Source organism: Desulfotomaculum sp. (assembly GCF_982386235.1).
On the sequence record NZ_CEVWQM010000003.1, the window covers coordinates 107,190 to 125,812 of the forward strand.

Annotated in this window: 18 protein-coding genes and 1 other annotated feature; of the genes, 8 read left to right on the plus strand and 10 right to left on the minus strand. The window is 46.9% G+C overall.

The window, feature by feature from the left end:
* Nucleotides 1–52: 52 nt before the first annotated feature.
* The 6 genes from AC1U9Z_RS02585 to trpE form a co-directional block, all read right to left on the minus strand.
* On the minus strand, nucleotides 53–1,261 hold the full coding sequence (locus tag AC1U9Z_RS02585) for an EAL and HDOD domain-containing protein (protein WP_479955607.1): 1,209 nt from the start codon (nucleotides 1,259–1,261) through the stop codon (nucleotides 53–55).
* Nucleotides 1,262–1,662: 401 nt separating this feature from the next.
* Nucleotides 1,663–2,271, minus strand: coding sequence for a phosphoribosylanthranilate isomerase (locus AC1U9Z_RS02590; RefSeq protein ID WP_479955608.1), 609 nt, complete (start codon nucleotides 2,269–2,271; stop codon nucleotides 1,663–1,665).
* Entirely contained in the window at nucleotides 2,264–3,049 is a 786-nt protein-coding gene (gene trpC, locus AC1U9Z_RS02595; protein WP_479955609.1) for an indole-3-glycerol phosphate synthase TrpC, read from the minus strand. Before trpC ends, AC1U9Z_RS02590 begins: the two co-directional genes overlap by 8 nt.
* Nucleotides 3,046–4,062, minus strand: a complete 1,017-nt coding sequence (gene trpD / locus AC1U9Z_RS02600) for an anthranilate phosphoribosyltransferase (protein ID WP_479955610.1) — start codon at nucleotides 4,060–4,062, stop codon at nucleotides 3,046–3,048. The genes trpC and trpD overlap by 4 nt, the downstream gene beginning before the upstream one ends.
* A 41-nt stretch (nucleotides 4,063–4,103) precedes the next feature.
* Nucleotides 4,104–4,673: an anthranilate synthase component II gene (locus tag AC1U9Z_RS02605; protein ID WP_479955611.1), complete on the minus strand. Its 570-nt coding sequence runs from the start codon at nucleotides 4,671–4,673 to the stop codon at nucleotides 4,104–4,106.
* The gene (gene trpE / locus AC1U9Z_RS02610; protein WP_479955612.1) at nucleotides 4,670–6,106 is read right to left on the minus strand and encodes an anthranilate synthase component I; all 1,437 of its coding nucleotides are present in this window, start codon (nucleotides 6,104–6,106) and stop codon (nucleotides 4,670–4,672) included. Before trpE ends, AC1U9Z_RS02605 begins: the two co-directional genes overlap by 4 nt.
* A 41-nt stretch (nucleotides 6,107–6,147) precedes the next feature.
* Nucleotides 6,148–6,481 (minus strand) — a binding site (T-box leader).
* A 145-nt stretch (nucleotides 6,482–6,626) separates the two neighbouring features.
* On the opposite strand from trpE, the gene AC1U9Z_RS02615 reads away from it, so the two are divergent.
* From AC1U9Z_RS02615 to AC1U9Z_RS02650, 8 genes are all read left to right on the plus strand, one after another.
* Nucleotides 6,627–6,782, plus strand: a complete 156-nt coding sequence (locus AC1U9Z_RS02615; protein ID WP_479955613.1) for a hypothetical protein — start codon at nucleotides 6,627–6,629, stop codon at nucleotides 6,780–6,782.
* Nucleotides 6,783–7,254: 472 nt separating this feature from the next.
* Nucleotides 7,255–8,256, plus strand: coding sequence for a 3-deoxy-7-phosphoheptulonate synthase (gene aroF, locus AC1U9Z_RS02620; protein ID WP_479955614.1), 1,002 nt, complete (start codon nucleotides 7,255–7,257; stop codon nucleotides 8,254–8,256).
* An 18-nt stretch (nucleotides 8,257–8,274) separates the two neighbouring features.
* Nucleotides 8,275–9,375, plus strand: a complete 1,101-nt coding sequence (locus tag AC1U9Z_RS02625) for a prephenate dehydrogenase/arogenate dehydrogenase family protein (protein WP_479955615.1) — start codon at nucleotides 8,275–8,277, stop codon at nucleotides 9,373–9,375.
* A gap of 14 nt (nucleotides 9,376–9,389) precedes the next feature.
* The gene (gene aroA, locus AC1U9Z_RS02630; RefSeq protein ID WP_479955616.1) at nucleotides 9,390–10,667 is read left to right on the plus strand and encodes a 3-phosphoshikimate 1-carboxyvinyltransferase; all 1,278 of its coding nucleotides are present in this window, start codon (nucleotides 9,390–9,392) and stop codon (nucleotides 10,665–10,667) included.
* A gap of 37 nt (nucleotides 10,668–10,704) precedes the next feature.
* Entirely contained in the window at nucleotides 10,705–10,923 is a 219-nt protein-coding gene (locus AC1U9Z_RS02635) for a hypothetical protein (protein WP_479955617.1), read from the plus strand.
* Nucleotides 10,924–10,935: 12 nt separating this feature from the next.
* On the plus strand, nucleotides 10,936–12,078 hold the full coding sequence (gene aroC / locus AC1U9Z_RS02640) for a chorismate synthase (protein WP_479955618.1): 1,143 nt from the start codon (nucleotides 10,936–10,938) through the stop codon (nucleotides 12,076–12,078).
* On the plus strand, nucleotides 12,054–13,112 hold the full coding sequence (gene aroB, locus AC1U9Z_RS02645; RefSeq protein WP_479955619.1) for a 3-dehydroquinate synthase: 1,059 nt from the start codon (nucleotides 12,054–12,056) through the stop codon (nucleotides 13,110–13,112). Before aroC ends, aroB begins: the two co-directional genes overlap by 25 nt.
* A gap of 54 nt (nucleotides 13,113–13,166) precedes the next feature.
* Nucleotides 13,167–13,931, plus strand: coding sequence for a shikimate kinase (locus tag AC1U9Z_RS02650; RefSeq protein ID WP_479955620.1), 765 nt, complete (start codon nucleotides 13,167–13,169; stop codon nucleotides 13,929–13,931).
* A gap of 56 nt (nucleotides 13,932–13,987) precedes the next feature.
* On the opposite strand, the gene AC1U9Z_RS02655 is transcribed toward AC1U9Z_RS02650, so the two are convergent.
* From AC1U9Z_RS02655 to AC1U9Z_RS02670, 4 genes are all read right to left on the minus strand, one after another.
* Nucleotides 13,988–14,188 (minus strand): CopZ family metallochaperone, encoded by a 201-nt coding sequence (locus AC1U9Z_RS02655; RefSeq protein ID WP_479955621.1) that lies wholly within the window; start codon nucleotides 14,186–14,188, stop codon nucleotides 13,988–13,990.
* Between the two features lie 14 nt (nucleotides 14,189–14,202).
* Complete coding sequence (locus AC1U9Z_RS02660) at nucleotides 14,203–16,590, minus strand: heavy metal translocating P-type ATPase (protein WP_479955622.1); 2,388 nt, start codon at nucleotides 16,588–16,590, stop codon at nucleotides 14,203–14,205.
* A gap of 17 nt (nucleotides 16,591–16,607) precedes the next feature.
* Nucleotides 16,608–16,937, minus strand: coding sequence for a metal-sensitive transcriptional regulator (locus AC1U9Z_RS02665; RefSeq protein WP_333532329.1), 330 nt, complete (start codon nucleotides 16,935–16,937; stop codon nucleotides 16,608–16,610).
* A 458-nt stretch (nucleotides 16,938–17,395) separates the two neighbouring features.
* The gene (locus AC1U9Z_RS02670; protein ID WP_479955623.1) at nucleotides 17,396–18,472 is read right to left on the minus strand and encodes a branched-chain amino acid aminotransferase; all 1,077 of its coding nucleotides are present in this window, start codon (nucleotides 18,470–18,472) and stop codon (nucleotides 17,396–17,398) included.
* Between the last annotated feature and the right edge of the window lie 151 nt (nucleotides 18,473–18,623).

Sequence of the window (18,623 nt, forward strand, 5' to 3'; positions counted from 1 at the left end):
ACCATCTAAAAAAGCTATTGCATTTTGCAATAGCTTTTTTAGATAACCCATCCTATTCAGTTATCGTGTGAGATAAATCAAGCGCATTAAAGTAAGTATCAATAATATCCTTGGCTTTTAAATTTAATTTAGCAGCCAGCTGTTTTAAATTATGCCACATACCCTGTTCATAACAAACAGCCAACTCGTAAGTATCTTTTAATATGGAGCTTTCACCCAATAAAGTCTTTTTTACATCTTCTGAGATCGGTAACTCGACGAGAATTTCGTCTAATGGTTTATCTAGGATGGCATCGATTAAGGATAACATCCCAATTAAATAAAGCTCTGAACTCCTGTCCTTTAACCCTACCTTTGGTGCCATCTGCTCACAAAAATATGCCCTTGTTAAGGCCATTGAAAAAAGTTCACTTGGTTTCTCATCTCCTAAACCCTTAATTGCTACCAATAATAACCACCTTTGCAACCCTTTTACACCCAAAAGGGTTAATGCTTGTTTGATGGATTGGATTTGCGTTCTTAAACCAATGGCAGAGGAATTTATCATTTTAAGGAGTTTGTATGAGAGAGATATATCTGACTTGATCAGTCTTTCTATTGACTCAAAACTAAAATCTTGTTTATTTATCTCCTGTAAAATATGAAAATAAATCAATTTGTGGGTTGGTATATTTTTACCCGACAATATGATCGGTTTACTGAAAAAGTAACCTTGGAAATAGGTGTATCCTAATTTAACCGCTTCCTTAAAATCCTCATGGGTTTCTATTTTTTCCGCTAAGAATTTAATTCTATAATTGGCTAACCTTTTAATGATTTGAGCTTTTTCCTCTTGGCTTGTGTTTAGGAAATCAATTTTGATGATATCTGCCAATTCAATCAAAGGTGTATATTTTTTTTGATACACAAAATCATCCAGGGCAATAAGGTAACCCTTTCTTTTTAGCCTCTTGCAGGCATCCACTAATTTTTCATTTGGTTCGACATCTTCTAATACTTCTATGACCGTGGATTCTGCTGGTAGTATCGTTGCAAAATCTTGTTCAAGCAGATTATTGGAAAAATTTACAAATGCCCTTTTGCCCCTGGTCAATTTATTAAAGCCAATGACCATCATGCTATTTAGGATCAGCTCAGACGTGGCCTGGTCACCGTCTAAATTAGAATAGTAATTACTTAGACCCGATCTATAAAGTAACTCATAGCCAAATAAATTTAGACCTTTATCGAAGATAGGTTGCCTAGCAACATATAATTCCATTTATACCCCATCCATTTCTTTATAAAATTTCCCTAGAACCACCAAATGATATTTTGAGCAATTCTATCATTCTTATTAATATAAGGGAAGAGATCTCGTGATAGTGTAATCCATTATTAATCAATATGTTATATTTGCAACCCTATTGACATAATTCTTAATTGAAAATCAAGTGGTTTCGTGTCATAAAAAACTAAGCTGACGTCAAATTCTTGGCGTCAGCTTACTATGTCTGGTGATCATCCTACTACTTATTATTTTTTTATATTTATTTGAATGCACAGCAAAGAAGAGGTTCTTGCTCAAGGGCCTCTTCTTTTTTCACCAAACGAGTATGGCAAATTCGTGGGGTAAGGATGCTAACAAATTCATCCTGTCAAATTCACCGAACCTACCCGGTATTATCCGCAATGCTGCCTCACCCTCTCGACAAATTGTTTCATCTTGGAAAAATCTTTATAGCCATTCACCTCCACGCCGCTGCTCACATCAACCACCGCAGGTTGAACAATTCGCATGGCTTCCGCCACATTTGCCGCCCGTAAGCCACCGGCGAGAATCAATGGCACCCCTGGATTTATCCCTTGGGTAAGCAACCAGTCAAATGTCCGACCGCTCCCGCCATAGGTCCCGACCGCCGGTGCATCCAAGAGAATTCCGTCCACTGCATAGCGGCTTAGCCGGTGCTTAAATTCTGCATCCCTGACCGGGAAGGCCTTCCAGACTAACTGCTGATACTGTGTATCAGCCGGCCCCTCGTCCCCATGGAGCTGGATAACATCCAAACCCAATGCCGCAGCATGCTGTTCAATTAACGGCCGGGGAGCATTCACAAACACCCCCACTTTGCTGATTCCCTTTGCCAACCTAGCTACTAATTTAGCTGCCCTACTCAAATCGATTTGCCTCCGGCCGGGGGCAAAAACAAAGCCGGCATAATCAACACCCAGGCTGTTTACGAAGGCAATATCTTCCTCCCGTCGCAAACCACAAATCTTGATTTTAACCATTAACGCCAGCCTCCCTCAACTTGGCTAAGGCGGCTGCCTGATCCCCGGCCCGCATGAGGGCTTCCCCAATGAGAACTGCATTGATACCCAAAGCTTTTAGATAAACAATGTCTGCTGCGGTTTTTATGCCGCTGGCCGAGACCTTAACAATGTGATCGGGCATCTCCGTTACCAACTGCTCTGTGGTTCGCAAGTCAACACTAAAATCATGTAAATTGCGGTTGTTCACGCCAATTATTTTTGCCCCGGCCTCAAGGGCCAGTTCAAGTTCAGCTAAGTCATGCACCTCCACCAGACAAGCTAAACTAAGCTCGGTGGCCAGTTGGCAAAAAGCCTTAACTTGCTTGCCCAGGACGGCAACAATCAATAAAATTGCATCCGCCCCAAGGAGCCGCGATTGATAAACTTGATACGGATCAATGATAAAATCCTTCCGTAATAACGGACAGGGAGTAACGCCTTTGACAAGACCAATTAATTCTTCACTGCCGCCAAAGAACTTTGTTTCTGTTAACACCGAAATGGCCTTGGCGCCGCCCCTGGTATAGGCTGCGGCAATTTCCGGCGGGTCAAAATTTTTACGAATCATCCCTTTAGCCGGTGAAGCTTGCTTGATTTCGGCAATCACGCTCATTTCAGCTTTGCCGTGCACGGCCGCCGTAAAATCACGCACTGGTTTGACCTGCTCCAGTTCTTTTAGCAATATCGGCAAGGGTTTTTGGACCCTTTGCAAGGCAACCTGCTGTTGTTTCTGCCGCACTATTTGATCGAGAATCATGCACTCAACTCCTGACTTTTTTTAATAAATGCATCCAACTTAGCTGAGGCTTCACCCGAGTCAATCAAGCCTGCGGCAATTTTTATTCCTTCTCCTAAGTCACCGGCGGCATTGCCAACCCAAAGGGCCGCCGCACTGTTTAACAATACGATGTCCCGTGCCGGCGTCAATTCTCCTGCCAAGACACGGCGAATCACCGCCGCATTTTCCACTGCGTCCCCGCCGGCCAAAGCGGCGCTGGGGGCATATTGAATGCCATAGGTACGGGGGTCAATGGTATAATCGGCGATCCTTTCACCCCGCACTTCACTAACAAAGGTGATATTCGTCGTCGTAATTTCATCCAGCCCATCGGCACCATGCACCACCAGCGCCCGCCGGACTCCCATTTGTTGCAGGACTGCGGCTACCGGCCTGGTATAGCTGCGGTCATAAACACCCACCACCTGTCCGGTAACCTTTGCCGGGTTAACCAAGGGCCCTAATAGGTTAAACACGGTACGAATCCCCAGTTCCCGTCGTATGCCGGCAACCTGCCGCAGGGCGGGATGATAGCTTGGCGCAAACAGGAAGCCAATCCCCACCTCATTGATACAATGCACCATCTGCCTGGTGGCCAGCCCAATATTAATGCCCAACACCTCCAGCACATCGGCACTGCCACTCCGGCTGGAAACCGCACGATTGCCGTGTTTTGCCACTTTAATCCCGGCGGCGGCGGCAACGATGGCCACAGCCGTGGAGATATTAAAGGTCCTGCCACCATCCCCGCCGGTACCGCAGGTATCAATACTATCACCGGGCAAATCAATCGGTATTGCCCTGGACCGGATTGCTCCGACAAAACCAAGCAGTTCATCGACTGTTTCTCCCTTGCTGCCCAGTGCCACAAGGAACCCCGCAGTTTGGGCGACAGTTGCCTTGCCGCTGACGATGGTCTCCATTACCGCCATTGCTTCTTGTTCGGTTAAGTTTTCTTTACGAATTACTTTTTTAAATAACTCCTGTAACAAGCTATCTCCTCCGCTCATCTCAGCTCTGCTGCTGATTCATTTCATTCCAAACACCCAAGATAGTTTTGCAGCAGCACCTTACCCTGCTCAGTCAGCACGGATTCCGGATGAAACTGCAGACCGTATACCTCAAAGGCCTGGTGCTTCATGCCCATCACGGTCCCATCCAAGGTCTGTGCGGTAACCTCCAGCACCGACGGCAGGCTTTTTCGTTCAACGACCAGGGAATGGTAGCGGGCTGCACCCAGGGGGTTGGGCATTGCTGCAAACAACCCTTGACCGTTATGCAGCACCGGCGAAGCCTTGCCGTGGATTACCTGGTCCGCCTTCACAATGGAGGCACCATAGGCAGCACCAATGGCCTGGTGGCCAAGGCAAATCCCCAGCAGCGGTACTTTCCCTGCCAGCTTTCGTACCAATTCCACACAAATACCTGCCTCTTCGGGCCGGCCCGGTCCGGGGGACAGGACAATCCCTCTGGCCCCGGCTGCAACAACCGCCTGGACTGACAGGGCATCATTTCTGACCACTTCAACCTCTGGATATATTTCCCCTAAGGCCTGGTACAGGTTATAGGTAAAGGAGTCATAATTATCGATGAGTATAATCATGCCAACACCTCCTTTAAGGCCATGGCCTTGTTTAATGTTTCCTGATATTCCATTTCCGGCACCGAATCGTAAACAATGCCCGCTCCCGCCTGAACATAGGCCTGCCCCTCTTTAAAAACAATGGTGCGAATGGCAATACACATGTCCAGGTTGCCGGTATAAGCCAGATACCCCACCGCACCGGCATAAATCCCACGCCTCACCTCCTCCAAATCATCAATAATGGTCATGGCACTGATTTTAGGAGCACCGGAAACAGTGCCTGCCGGCAAGCAGGCAATCAGCGCATCAAAACCAGTCCGATCCGGCCGCAGTTGACCCGTTACGGTGGAAACCAGATGCATCACATGGGAATAGAAATCCACCTCCAACCACCGCTCAACCTTCACACTGCCAAAACAGGCTACCTTACCCAGGTCATTCCTTCCCAAGTCCACTAACATCACATGCTCAGCCAACTCCTTTGCATCGCTCAGAAGTTCTTCCTTCATTCTTGCGTCTGCCTCCGGATTCTGACCCCGGGGCCGGGTGCCGGCAATGGGGTTTGTCTTGACCAACTGATCCTGGACACAAACCAGACTCTCGGGTGAGGCACCCACCACCTGATAGGTGCCAAAATCAATGTAAAAAAGATAGGGTGACGGATTCAGCCCACGTAGTTTGCGGTAGGCCACAAAGGGGTCGGCACTTGTCTCAATGGTAAACCGCTGTGATAGAACAACTTGAAATGCATCTCCCTCTTGAATGTGTTCCTTTGCCTTTCTGACTTTGTCACAAAATTGCTCCTTGGTGCAGCCAGCCCTTATCCGCAATGGACCCTCGGATGCCGCCAAGGGATGCAGTTGGTTCCGGGTTCTCAGCCTGCTTTGCCTTAATTTCAGCCGCTCAACCACTGCCTCATAGGTTATGTCTTGATCCGGCCTGACGTTATCTACCAGGTGAACCAGATGATGGTAATGGTCATAAATCATAACTTCCTGATAAAACATGAGGCAGGCTTCCGGGGTTTGCAATTGATCAAAGTTTTGATCCGGAATTTTTTCGTACTGACGGCTGTAATCATAGCCCAGATAACCGATTCCACCACCCATAAAGGGAGGCATTTCCCCACCGCCGTGATCCTGCACGGACGGCATCAGTTGTTCGACAATTTGGAGCAACTGGCCTTGCCTTACCGTGGTTTTGCCCTTTTCTTCGATGGTAACCCGGTCCCCGCTGCTGTAAATTGTCTGATAGGGATTACACCCCAACAAGGAATAACGTCCCCATCTTTTGCCGTTTTCCGCGCTCTCCAGCAAAAACTTACGCTCCCCTTCTAAGCTGTAAAACAAGCTGATGGGGGTTAACTCGTCGGCCATAAAGGTCAACATGACCGGCACAAGCAAATTTGCCGCCCTGCCTTTTAAAAATTCCGTTTTTTCGGGATGGATCAAGCTATCCGCTCCTTTCTTAACATAAAAAAGCACAACTCATCCCATGGGACGAGTTGCGCTCGCGGTGCCACCCAAATGCAGCCGGTATTCAGGTAAAAAACAGACAATTCGACGCTCCGGTATAAAAAAAGCATTTCATCCCTTAGGACGAAATGCTTAAGCATCCGCTGTGCCACCTAAATACAGCCATCTTAGCCAGGTACGGAAAAATTCGATACCCTGTCTTTTTAACGGTAGACTACCGGTTACGGCTACTGCAACTTCGCCTCACTTCTCCCAGGTCCATTCAACAGCAACCGTGGCACCGGATTCACACCATCGCCGGCTCTCTGTTCCCTAAGTTCACTGCCTACTCTTCCTGTTCATCGAATTTAATTTATTCAGCAATTGTTAAGTACAAAGTATATCTTCCTTTCCTGAAAAGTCAAGAAAAAAATGATAACAAAATTTCTTTACAATTCCACACATTAATAATATAATGTCCGATAACAATATTAAAAAATTATTGCAGGTGAACATCATGTTAGAGAATAAACAAAGGGCTTGTCAACTTGATAACGGTTATTGGTGCAGCTTTTTTACCCAAGGCTATTACTTTAGCGTTGGTTATTTTGCTTTCACTAAAAACCGTATAAAAGACAAATCCCTTGGGGGAATCTCTGGCACGCCGGAATGATATAAAATATCTTTATTAGGTTCTTTATATTTATTTATCGGGTTATACAGCAAAGAAGAGGTTCTTGATCAAGAGCCTCTTCTTTTTTTTACTAAACTCGTGTGGCAAAATTCGGATTTACAGGAGGTCAATCATGTCAATCGTTATGAGAATCGGTCAACCACAAAACGGTTATTGGTGCAACTTTTTTACCCAAGGCTATTACTTTAGCGTTGGTTATTTTGCCTTCACCAAAAAACCTTATACCTGACAAACTCTTTAAAGAATCCTAGCCGTGACCAATTTGATATAAAAAACCCAGCGTAGGGATTTTATATTTATCTGGATACGCTTAAGAAGAGGTTCTTTCTAAGAGCCTCTTCTTTTTTTGAATCCTTGCAAAGACCACAGTAGGGCATTTTCCGCTTCTAATTTTTAACCTTGGTTCGGGCTATGTCGTATCCGCATTATTTATTTTTTAGGAGGTAACGTTATGTTAATTGTTCTCAGATCAAAGGCCCCGCAGGAAGAAGTGGAGAAAATTCACCATGGGTTGCTGCAAATGGCAGTAGAAAGTTCCTTTGTTGCCGGACCCCAGCAAAGTGTTTTTGCCTTAACCGGAGATACCAGCAAACTGAACTTGGCAGCCATCACAACCAACCAATATGTTGAAAAAGTAATGAACATTCAACAGCCCTATATGCTGGCCAGCCGTACCTTCCAGCCCTCCGATACAACCATTGAAATTGGCGGTTGTAAAATCGGCGGCGGCCACAGAGCCGTCATCGCAGGACCCTGCTCGGTGGAAAGTGAGGAGCAAATGATCCACACAGCCACCCTTGTGCAAAGTCATGGGGCCTCGATGCTTAGGGGCGGGGCTTTCAAACCCCGCACCTCACCTTACAGTTTTCAGGGCCTAGGTGAAACAGGACTCAAGATACTGGCCAGGGCTCGGGAAGCCACCGGCCTGCCCTTTGTAACAGAAGTGATGTGCTTGGAAACCTTTGATCTGGTTGAGGCCTATGCAGATGTCATCCAAATTGGCACAAGGAATATGCAGAACTTTCCACTGCTCAAAAGAGCCGGCAAAAGCACGAAACCCATTCTGCTAAAACGGGGCCTCAGCGCTACCTTGGAAGAATTTCTGATGTCCGCGGAATACATTATGGCCGGCGGCAACTACAATGTCATCCTCTGTGAGCGGGGTATCCGAACCTTTGATACCTATACCCGAAATACCCTTGACATCAGCCTGATTCCGGCGGTTAAAGAACTCAGCCATTTGCCCATTATTGTTGACCCTAGCCATGCCTGCGGCAAGTGGTCCATGGTGGAACCCTTAGCCAAGGCTGCCATAGCCGCCGGAGCAGACGGACTGATTATCGAAGTGCATCATCAGCCGGAACAGGCCTTATGCGATGGAGCCCAATCCCTAAAACCCCAAAAATTTGGCTCCCTCATGTCCTCTGTCTTCAAAATGATGGGCACAGTATAATAACACAGCGAGGTAGTTATGAACAATTTTAAAAATATTATGATTCTTGGCCTGGGATTAATTGGTGGCTCCATGGCCTTGGCCCTTAAAAATTCCAGCTTTCCAGGCAGGATCATCGGTTTTGATTTAGACAGGGAAAACCTCTACGGAGCCTTAAGGGCCAACGCCATTGACATTGCGGCAGAAACCCTGCCGGCAGCCCTTGGCTATCCGGGGCTGGTTATTGTGGCCATACCTTTGGGTGCTTATCCAGAAACTTTTCAGGCAATGGCTCGTATCATTGGTGATCAGGAGATGGTCGTTACGGATGTGGGCAGTGTCAAAACCCACATTCATGACCTGGCCTGTCAGCACCTTCCGCCAACGGTGCCTTTTATTGGCGGACACCCCATGTCCGGCTCAGAAAAAGGAGGTTTTCCAGCAGCTACCCCTTACTTATTTGAAAATGCCTATTATTTTTTAACCCCGGCCAAGCAAGAGAATCAGCCGGTTATGACCGCCTTGATGGAGATCATCCAAAGCATTGGTGCTCTGCCGGTCCTGATATCACCGGCTGAACATGATCGTATTGTGGCACAAATAAGCCATGCGCCCCATGTAGTGGCATCGTTATTAGCCAATACCTTGGCCGGCAACGACTCCCTTCGTCATTCTGCCTTTGTTGGCGGCGGCTTTCGCGACACGACCCGCATTGCCTCTGGCAACCCTTACCTCTGGAAGGATATTTTAATTTATAACAAGCGAGAAGTTTTGCTGGCACTGCAAACCATCGAAAATATGCTGTCTGAAGTAAAAGACATCGTACGGGAGCAAGATCAAGCCAAGTTGCTTGAATTTTTCCAGAGGGCAAAATTAATGCGCGATGGTCTACCCAGGCATGGCAAAGATTATTTACCCGTTCTTTATAACATCATCGTAGATGTTCAAGACAGACCGGGCATTATCGGCCAATTAACCAAAATTGTCGGTGACCACCATTTAAATATCCGGGAAATAGAAATTCTGCATGTACGTGACAACGCCAGGGGGGCCCTTCGCATCGGCTTTGCCACTGCCAAGGAACAGTCCTTTGCCACACAATTATTGGCAGCCCAAAACTTTGTTGTTACCTGTGTCTAAGGAGGTTTTCATCCATGCTGGTTATCCATAAAATCGGAAAAATCTTTGGTACGATGACAGTGCCCGGTGATAAATCCATCTCGCACCGAGCCGTTATGCTGGCCGCCATCAGCAAAGGAAAAAGTATGCTTGAGGGTCTTTCAGACGGCCAGGACTGTTTAAGCACCATCCACTGTTTTCGGGCCCTGGGCATTGATATCATACCAAAGGGGCAAGGCTTCGAAATAGCCGGCAAGGGACTTTACGGCTTACAAGAACCCCCGGAGATACTGGATGCGGGAAATTCCGGCACCACCATGCGGCTGCTGTCCGGTATCTTGGCCGGACAGCATTTTTTAAGCATTATCACCGGCGATCAATCCCTGCGGCAGCGTCCGATGGACCGGGTAGCATTGCCATTAAAACAAATGGGAGCCCATATCGATGGCAGGCTAGCAGGAAAATACGCACCCTTAGTGATCCGGGGCGGCACTTTACAAGGTATTACCTGGCAAACTCCCGTAGCCAGCGCCCAAATAAAATCGGCCATCCTGCTGGCAGGACTATACGCCAGTGATCAAACTACCGTGCAAGAACCAATCTTATCACGGGATCATACGGAACGCATGTTAGCCCATTTCGGTATGCCTGTGGAACGCAGGGGCACGGCTGTTACAGTCAGCAGTGGTATTTTAGAAGGACAGTATCTTAAAATACCGGGGGATATTTCCTCGGCAGCTTTCTTCATCGTTGCCGCCGCCGCTCAGCCCGGCTCGCAGTTGGTTATTAAAAATGTCGGACTTAACCCTACCCGAACAGGAATTATTGATGTTTTACGCCAAATGGGAGCAGATATTGAAATAGACAATCGATCCAGCAGCGGCAGTGAAGAAACCGGCGATCTTATCATCCAAGGTGCGACCCTGCAGAGCACAGAAGTTAATCCGGGGATCGTCCCCCGTTTAATCGATGAAATTCCTGTTTTGGCCGTTGCGGCTGCCTTAGCCCAGGGCGTGACACGCATTAAGGGGGCCGCTGAACTCAAGGTTAAAGAATCCAATCGTTTGGCTGCTATGGCCAGCGAACTGCGGAAAATGGGCGTTAAAATTTGTGAACTGCCTGACGGGCTGGAAATTGAAGGACCAACTAACCTGCGGGGTACCGCCGTCAACAGTTACCACGATCATCGCATCGCCATGGCGCTGGCCATTTGCGGCCTTTTTGCCGAGGGCGAAACAACGATTGCCGATCGTGCCTGCATTGACATATCCTTTCCGGGTTTTTACTCTTTGCTGCGCCAGGTCGCCAGGTAACACACACCAAGAAGTGAAATGATGAAATTGAGTTATCTTGGTCCTGCCGGATCCTATCGTTAGCGTTAATTTGACGCACATTGAGTCCCGCCCGGCCAAGCACCGGATGGGTAAGTATATTTTCTATATTGACTTTTTAGGGCATGATCAAGATGATTTAAGTGCCGGGGTTTCGCAGGAGATCAACGAGCAGGTCTGCCGACTTAAAGTACTCGGCGCATATCCCAGGGACACTGGAGAATCTAAGGGCAAGTAGGAGGTTAACATTATGCTGCGTTTTTTAACCGGCGGCGAATCGCACGGCCCAGGTTTAATGGGTATTATTGAAGGATTCCCCGCCCAGGTGGCTATTAATGTGGCTGCCATCAACCGTGATCTGGCCCGCCGGCAGCATGGTTATGGCCGGGGTGGCCGCATGAAAATCGAATCAGACAAAATACAATTTTTATCCGGACTGCGGGGCGGTAAAACCCTCGGTAGTCCACTGAGCTTTACCATTGCTAACAAAGACTACGAAAACTGGCTGCCCTATATGAACCCCTGTCAGATTGACGGAGAAAGTAAAAAAGTCACCGCGCCCCGACCGGGCCACGCTGACTTGGCTGGCAGCATCAAATATGGCTTTGACGACATTCGCAATGTACTGGAACGCAGCAGCGCCCGTGAAACTGCCGCCCGGGTAGCCATTGGCAGCATCATCCGGCAACTCCTGCAAAACTTTAACATTCAGGCTGCTTGTCATGTGGTAAGCATCGGGGGTATCGCCGTCAATACCCTTAACCCCTCCTTTCATGATTTAGCCAGGGCCGAGCAATCACCGGTTCGTGTCATTGACAGCCAAGCCGCCGAAAGGATCATGAAGCTGATTGACCAAACGAAAATGGAAGGTGAGTCCTTGGGTGGTGTATTTGAAATTATGATTACGGGTGTACCGGTGGGACTTGGCAGCTACGTGCAGTGGGATCGTAAACTGGACGCCCGACTGGCCTATGCCCTCCAAAGCATTCAGGGAATTAAAGGTGTCGAATTTGGCGGCGGTTTTGCCTGTGCTGCGCAACGGGGTTCCCAGGTCCATGATGAAATATTTTATCATGCTGACCGGGGCTATTATCGCCGGACGAACCATGCCGGCGGTATCGAAGGCGGTATGTCTAACGGGCAGCCTATCGTTATCCGTTGTGCCATGAAACCCATCCCAACCTTAACCAAGCCATTATACACCGTAGACATTAACACCAAGCAACCCTGCACAGCCGCCATTGAGCGCAGTGATATCTGCGCCGTACCCGCCGCCGCCGTGGTGGGCGAAGCACTGGCCCTTACCGTTATCGGGGAAGAATTTCTGCGCAAATGCAGCGGTGACAGTCTGGAGGAGATAACAAGGCAATGGAAACACTGGCAGTCTCGTTAGGAGAAAAAAGTTACAATATTTATATTCAAGACGGCATCCTGGCCGATCTTGCCGCCTATAGCGGCGTGGCAGACAAATGGTTCATTCTTACCGACGAAAACCTGGACCGTTTATACGGTGCAGACCTGGCTGCCGCCCTGGAGGGTCTGCCCCATGCAAAATTTGTGCTGCCGCCGGGTGAAACAAGCAAAAGCTTTCATACGGCAGAAACAATCATTGATGCAATGCTGGCTGCCGGTCTGACCCGCCATTCAGCGATCATCGCCTTTGGCGGCGGCGTTGTGGGTGATCTGGCGGGGTTTTGCGCCTCCATTTATATGAGAGGCATTCGCTATCTGCAAATACCCACCACCTTATTAGCCCAAGTGGACAGCAGTGTCGGCGGCAAAACCGGCATCAATGTAAGTCAGGGCAAAAATATGGCCGGTACTTTTTATCAGCCCCAGGTGGTACTCATTGACACCGGGTTGCTGGCAACCCTGCCCCAGAGGGAGTTTACCGCAGGTCTGGGCGAGGTCATTAAATATGGCCTGATTTATGATTATCAATTTCTCCAACACATTAAAAATAATTTTGTTCGATTTTACAACCTGGATTTTGCCGCCTTGAACAGCCTGATTAGACAATGCTGCCAAATTAAGGCCGGCATTGTGGGACAGGACGAAACCGAAAGGGACCTTCGCAAAATCTTAAACTTCGGCCATACCATTGGTCACGCCCTTGAAACCTTGACCCATTATCAGCGTTATTTACACGGTGAAGCGGTATTAATCGGGATGCATTATGAAAGCCTGTTGGCTAAAAAGATGAATCTCATTTCCGAAGCATACAACCAGGAAATTGCGGATTTGATTGGCAGGACGAACATATCTGCTGATCGAACAGATTTTTCCTTAACCAGTCTGGTAGAACAGATGCGTACAGACAAAAAAAATCAAGACGGTATCATTTCCTTCATTTTGCCAACGGGCTTGGGGCAAGTTACCGAATACACCCTGACACCTCAACAAACCCTTGCATTGCTTAGCAGATAAAGGAACCGAATAAGCTATAATCGATAAACGATAAAACACAGGCAGGTGTAGTGAATGCTGGATATACTGCGAGCAGAAATTGATCAGTGTGACTCGATCCTTGCGGAAGCATTAGGCCGACGCTTTTTGGCTGCTGCCCGCATAGCAACCTATAAAAAAGAATGCGGCATGGCTGTTTATCAGCCCGAACGGGAAGCTGCTGTTTTAAATAAACTTGCCGCTAACCTGAAAAATCAAGCATACGGGGCAGAAATACAAGAACTGTACCAACATATTTTCCAACTGAGCCGCCGGGTGCAGAGCCGTCAGGTATTTTCCTGTAACATCGTTCTCATCGGCTTTATGGGCAGCGGCAAAACAACCCTGGGCCGTCACCTGGCTAAAATCAGCGGTTTTACCTTTTACGATGTGGATCGTCTGATCGAACAGCAAACCGGGCAATCAATCCCAAACATTTTCAGTATGCATGGGGAAAAATATTTTCGCGCCCGGGAGCGGGAAGTTATTGAACGCCTTAGCACAGTGGAACAGGCTATTATCTCCTGCGGCGGCGGCGTTGTCATCGATGACGCCAATGTAACTTGCCTCAAACAAAGGGGTAAACTCATCTGGCTTAAAGCAGAGCCGGCAACCCTTTTGGAGCGGCTAAGGCATCAGCATGACCGTCCGTTGCTTAAAGATAAAAGCCTTGCGGACATCAAAAGCCTGCTCCAAAAACGTCTTCGTTTATATGCGGCCGCCGCTGATTACGAAATAACAACCGACGGGAAATCTGTCTCTGCCATCGGCGATGATATCCTTGGTCTGCCCTTTGTTTAATGTCAGACAACTAAGCTGACGTCAAATTCTTGGCGTCAGCTTAGTATGCCTTGTGATCATCCGACTACTTCGTAGCCTGCCTCTTCAATGGCTTTGGCTAATTCTTCCCTTGGGGCTGTGCCAGTCACCACAACCTCTTTTTGTCCTAGATCTACCTTCACATCTGTCACCCCGGCTATGGCCTTGAGGGCCTTTTCCACAGCGGCCTGGCAATGACCACAACTCATTCCTTCTACCCTAAGTAAAATCTCACTCATTTGATCACCTCCCTTCAAGCAGTGGGGTCATATCTCTTTAACAGCAATGAATTTGTTACCACCGATACGGAACTAAAGGCCATCGCTGCCCCGGCCATTACCGGAGTAAATAAGCCAAAGACCGCCAGGGGTATACCAATGATGTTATAAAAGAAAGCCCAAAAGAGGTTCTGTCTAATTTTTCGCAAGGTCTGCCGGGATAGTCTGATGGCCGAGGCAATGGTTCTTAAATCACCGCGCATCAAGGTAATCGCTGCACTCTCGATGGCCACGTCTGTACCAGTACCGATGGCCATTCCTACATCTGCCGTGGCCAGTGCCGGTGCATCATTAATGCCGTCACCGACCATCGCCACAACCTTGCCGGCATTCTTTAGTTTCTCAACTTCTTCCGCTTTGTGTTCTGGCAATACCTCTGCAATAACCTGATCAATGCCCACCTGGCCAGCAATGGCCTCCGCTGTACGTCTTTGGTCGCCGGTCAGCATATATACTGCCAGTCCCATTTTTTTCAGTTCAGCAATGGCTTCTTGGGCATTGTCCTTTACGGTATCCGCCACCGCCACTAATCCTGCCAGATTTCCACTGGTCATGGCAATCATGACGGTCTTTCCTTCCTCTTCCCACTTATTTTTTTCTGTTCTTACAGATGCTAAATCAATATTTAAAGCACTGGCTAAGGCTTCATTTCCGATATACCAGACATCTTGTCCCAGATTGAATCGAATCCCTTTACCCGGCAGGGCCTCGAATTCAGTGGTTTCTAATAATGTCAGCTGACGCCCCTGGGCTTCCTTAATGATGGCCTGCCCCAATGGGTGCTCAGATTTTTTCTCCCCAGAGGCAACGGCCTGTAAAACCTCGTTTTCACGAAAGGACGGTAAAACAAATAAATTTGTGAGGGATGGTTCCCCTTTGGTAATGGTGCCTGTTTTATCCAGTACGATTGTATTCAATCGACCAGCTCTTTCCAGATGCTCACCACCTTTAATTAATATCCCCTTTTCTGCACCAACTCCCGTGCCTACCATGATGGCGGTAGGTGTTGCCAATCCCAAGGCACAAGGACAAGCTATGACCAATACTGTGGTCATGTGGATTAATGCCTCCGTAACGCCATAACCGGCTAAATACCAACCGATAAAGGTGAAGATAGCAATGGCTACCACCGCTGGCACAAAAATACCAGAAACCCGGTCGGCCAATCTTTGAATCGGTGCCTTAGAACCCTGGGCTGCTTCTACCATGCGTATGATCTGCGCGAGAGTGGTATCTTTGCCAACCTTGGTGGCGCGGAAAGTGAAGCTGCCTTGTTTATTTACCGCTGCCCCCACAACTTCGTCATCCGGTCCTTTTTCCACTGGGATGCTTTCACCGGTTAACATGGATTCGTCCACATTGGATAAACCCTCTATGACCACGCCATCCACGGGAATTCTTTCCCCGGGGCGAACCAGGATGACATCCCCCACTTCTACTTCCTCAATGGGGGTATCCACCTCCACACCAGCCCTGATTACTCTGGCCGTATTGGGCTGTAACCCCATTAATTTTTTGATGGCTTCGGAGGTTTTCCCTTTAGCTATGGCTTCTAGTAATTTCCCTAGTAATATAAGGGTAATAACAACGGCTGCTGATTCAAAGTACAGGGGAGTCAAATCCTTTATCACGGCAATTAGGCTATAGAAATAAGCCACTGAAGTTCCCAATACCACCAATACATCCATGTTGGCGCCGCCTGTTTTTAGGGCATGATAAGCACCCCGATAAAATTGTCCTCCGGCGTAAAACTGTACCGGTGTTGCTAAGATCAGTTGAATCCACGGATCAATCATAAACTGATGCCAACCCAGCACCTCAGCCACCATCATCCAGGCCAATGGCAGAGATAAAACCGTGGCCAAGACAAACTTAAAAATCATGCGGCGAATTTCCTTTTGATGTGCCTGTTGTTCCCGATCTCTGGAATCATCCGTGACCTTCTGGGCCCCATAACCTAGCTTTTCTACCGTTTTACGTATTTCACCTATATTGGTTAAACCGGAAATATACTCTACGGCTGCCCGACCTGTGGCCAAATTTACGGAGGCCCTTTGTACACCGGACAAGGAATTTAGCCTTTTTTCCACTCTGGCAGAGCAAGCAGCACAAGTCATGCCTGAAATGGCCAACTCAACTGTTTCCACTGGTACGTCATAACCAAGATCACGTACCTTGTCGATAATATTCTCTACCTTGGTTTGACTGGCATCATAGGATACCACAGCCTTTTCCGTAGCAAGATTTACACTGGCCTCTAGGATCCCCGGTGTCTTTTTTAGCACCCGCTCTACCCGGCTAGAACAGGCGGCACAGGTCATACCGGATACAGGGAGAGTGCAAGTCGTTAATTTTTGCTCCATTCCTCTTTCACCCCTCATCATCTCATCATTTTAAAAATTGTTTTTAATACTTCATCGATCACTTGCTCATCACCAGCCTGAAGCTGCTCCTTGATGCAGGACTTCATATGTTTTTCTAACAATAATTTGGCCACTCCATGCAAAGCAGAGTTGGCTGAGGAAATCTGATTTAATATTTCATCACAGTAAGCATGTCTTTCTATCATGCCTTTAATACCGCGTAATTGCCCCTCTATACGGTTAATCCTATTTACAAGCTCTTTGATTGTCTTTTCATCATGGTGACTGAGCCTATTCTTCATTTCTTCCTGACAACCTAGACAGGAAGCCCTTTTATCGCTGTCCATTCTGATCACCGCCTTTACCAAAATAGTATACCCCCCTACCCTATATGTCAATGCATAAAATAAAAAAGCACCGGATTTAACCGATGCTACTTAATAAATTGCAATTCTCTTAGACTTTTATATTTTCTCTTGTATGTTTTACCTACATTTTTCTGCTCTTCATAAATGATTAGGAAGGCATTCACTTCATCTTCAGATATTTTTCTATTTAATTGAAGATAATTCAAAAAACACATGAGCATGTCATCGTTTTCACATAATAACTCGTGCAATTTGTACATTATAAATGACCCACCTCCCCTTTTGTAAAAAAAATCTGTCATTTATTTTGCAAATTCTACATTTCACAAGCATAATCCTTTTTTTGTACGAATTTTTAATAAAAAAGATAAAAAAACAGAAGGACACGGTGCCTTCTGTTTTTTTATCTTTTTTTATTGCCTTGGTCTGCTTCGTTTTTAATATCTGCCAATTTCCCTAACCCAACCGAAGGGGTCTTTCTCCCTACCATATTGTATATTAACAAGTTTATCATAAAGCATTTGAGTCACCGAACCAACCTGGTCGGCATTGATGGTATACTCTTTTTCTTTATAATATAAAGAACCAACCGGGGAAATTACAGCCGCAGTACCGGAACCAAAGGCTTCGGTAATATCTCCCGTGTTAATTCCCTCAATCACTTCGTCAATGCTTATTAATCTTTCTTCTGTTTCCAGACCAAGATAATTGGCAAGCTCTAATACAGAGGCACGAGTAATACCCGGTAAAATGGAGCCAGTTAACTTAGGAGTTACTAACTTATTACCAAAAACAAAGAACATATTCATGGCGCCAACTTCTTCTACATATTTGCGCTCACGTCCATCCAACCACAGTACTTGAGAATATCCCTTTTGTTGAGCCCGATGGCCTGCCATTAAACTGGCAGCATAGTTGCCACCTGTTTTAACGTCACCAACACCACCTATATTTGCCCTTATATAGGTATCTTCTACATAAAGCTTTACCGGCTTAAATCCACCCTTATAGTAGGCCCCAACCGGACTTATAATAATGAAAAAGATATATTCCCTGGATGGATGAACCCCTAGAAAAGGTTCCGTTGCAATCATAGCGGGACGGATATAAAGGGAGGTTCCCGGTTGCTTAGGCAGCCACCTTTTTTCCTCCAATACCAGTTCCGTAATTGCTTGCATGATATCTTCCTCGGGAATGGTGGGCATAACCAAACGTGCCGCAGACCGATTCAACCTTCTGGCATTTTGATCCGGCCTAAATAAAAGGATTCTGCCATCCTCCGAGGCATAGGCCTTTAATCCTTCGAAAATTTCCTGGGAATAATGTAATACGCAGGATGAAGGGTCGAGATGAAAGGGCTTATATTTTTCGATACGGGGTTCCATCCATGCATTATCTGTATATCTCATAGTAAACATACGATCAGTAAAGATGCTGCCAAATACCAGTTTGGATTCGTCTTGATAAAGAGGTTTTTGTTCGTTGTCCCCTAGTTGCTCTAAGGTAATTTTCATAATATTCACACTCCTGTTTTATAGCAACCCTGTTCTTATTTTAAAACATTCTTTCCGGGGATTCAATTATCCTTTGCATGGACTAATTAATGTTTTCACAAAATATCAATAGGGAATGCCGCAAAACATCGTGGTAAGCGACATCCCCTAT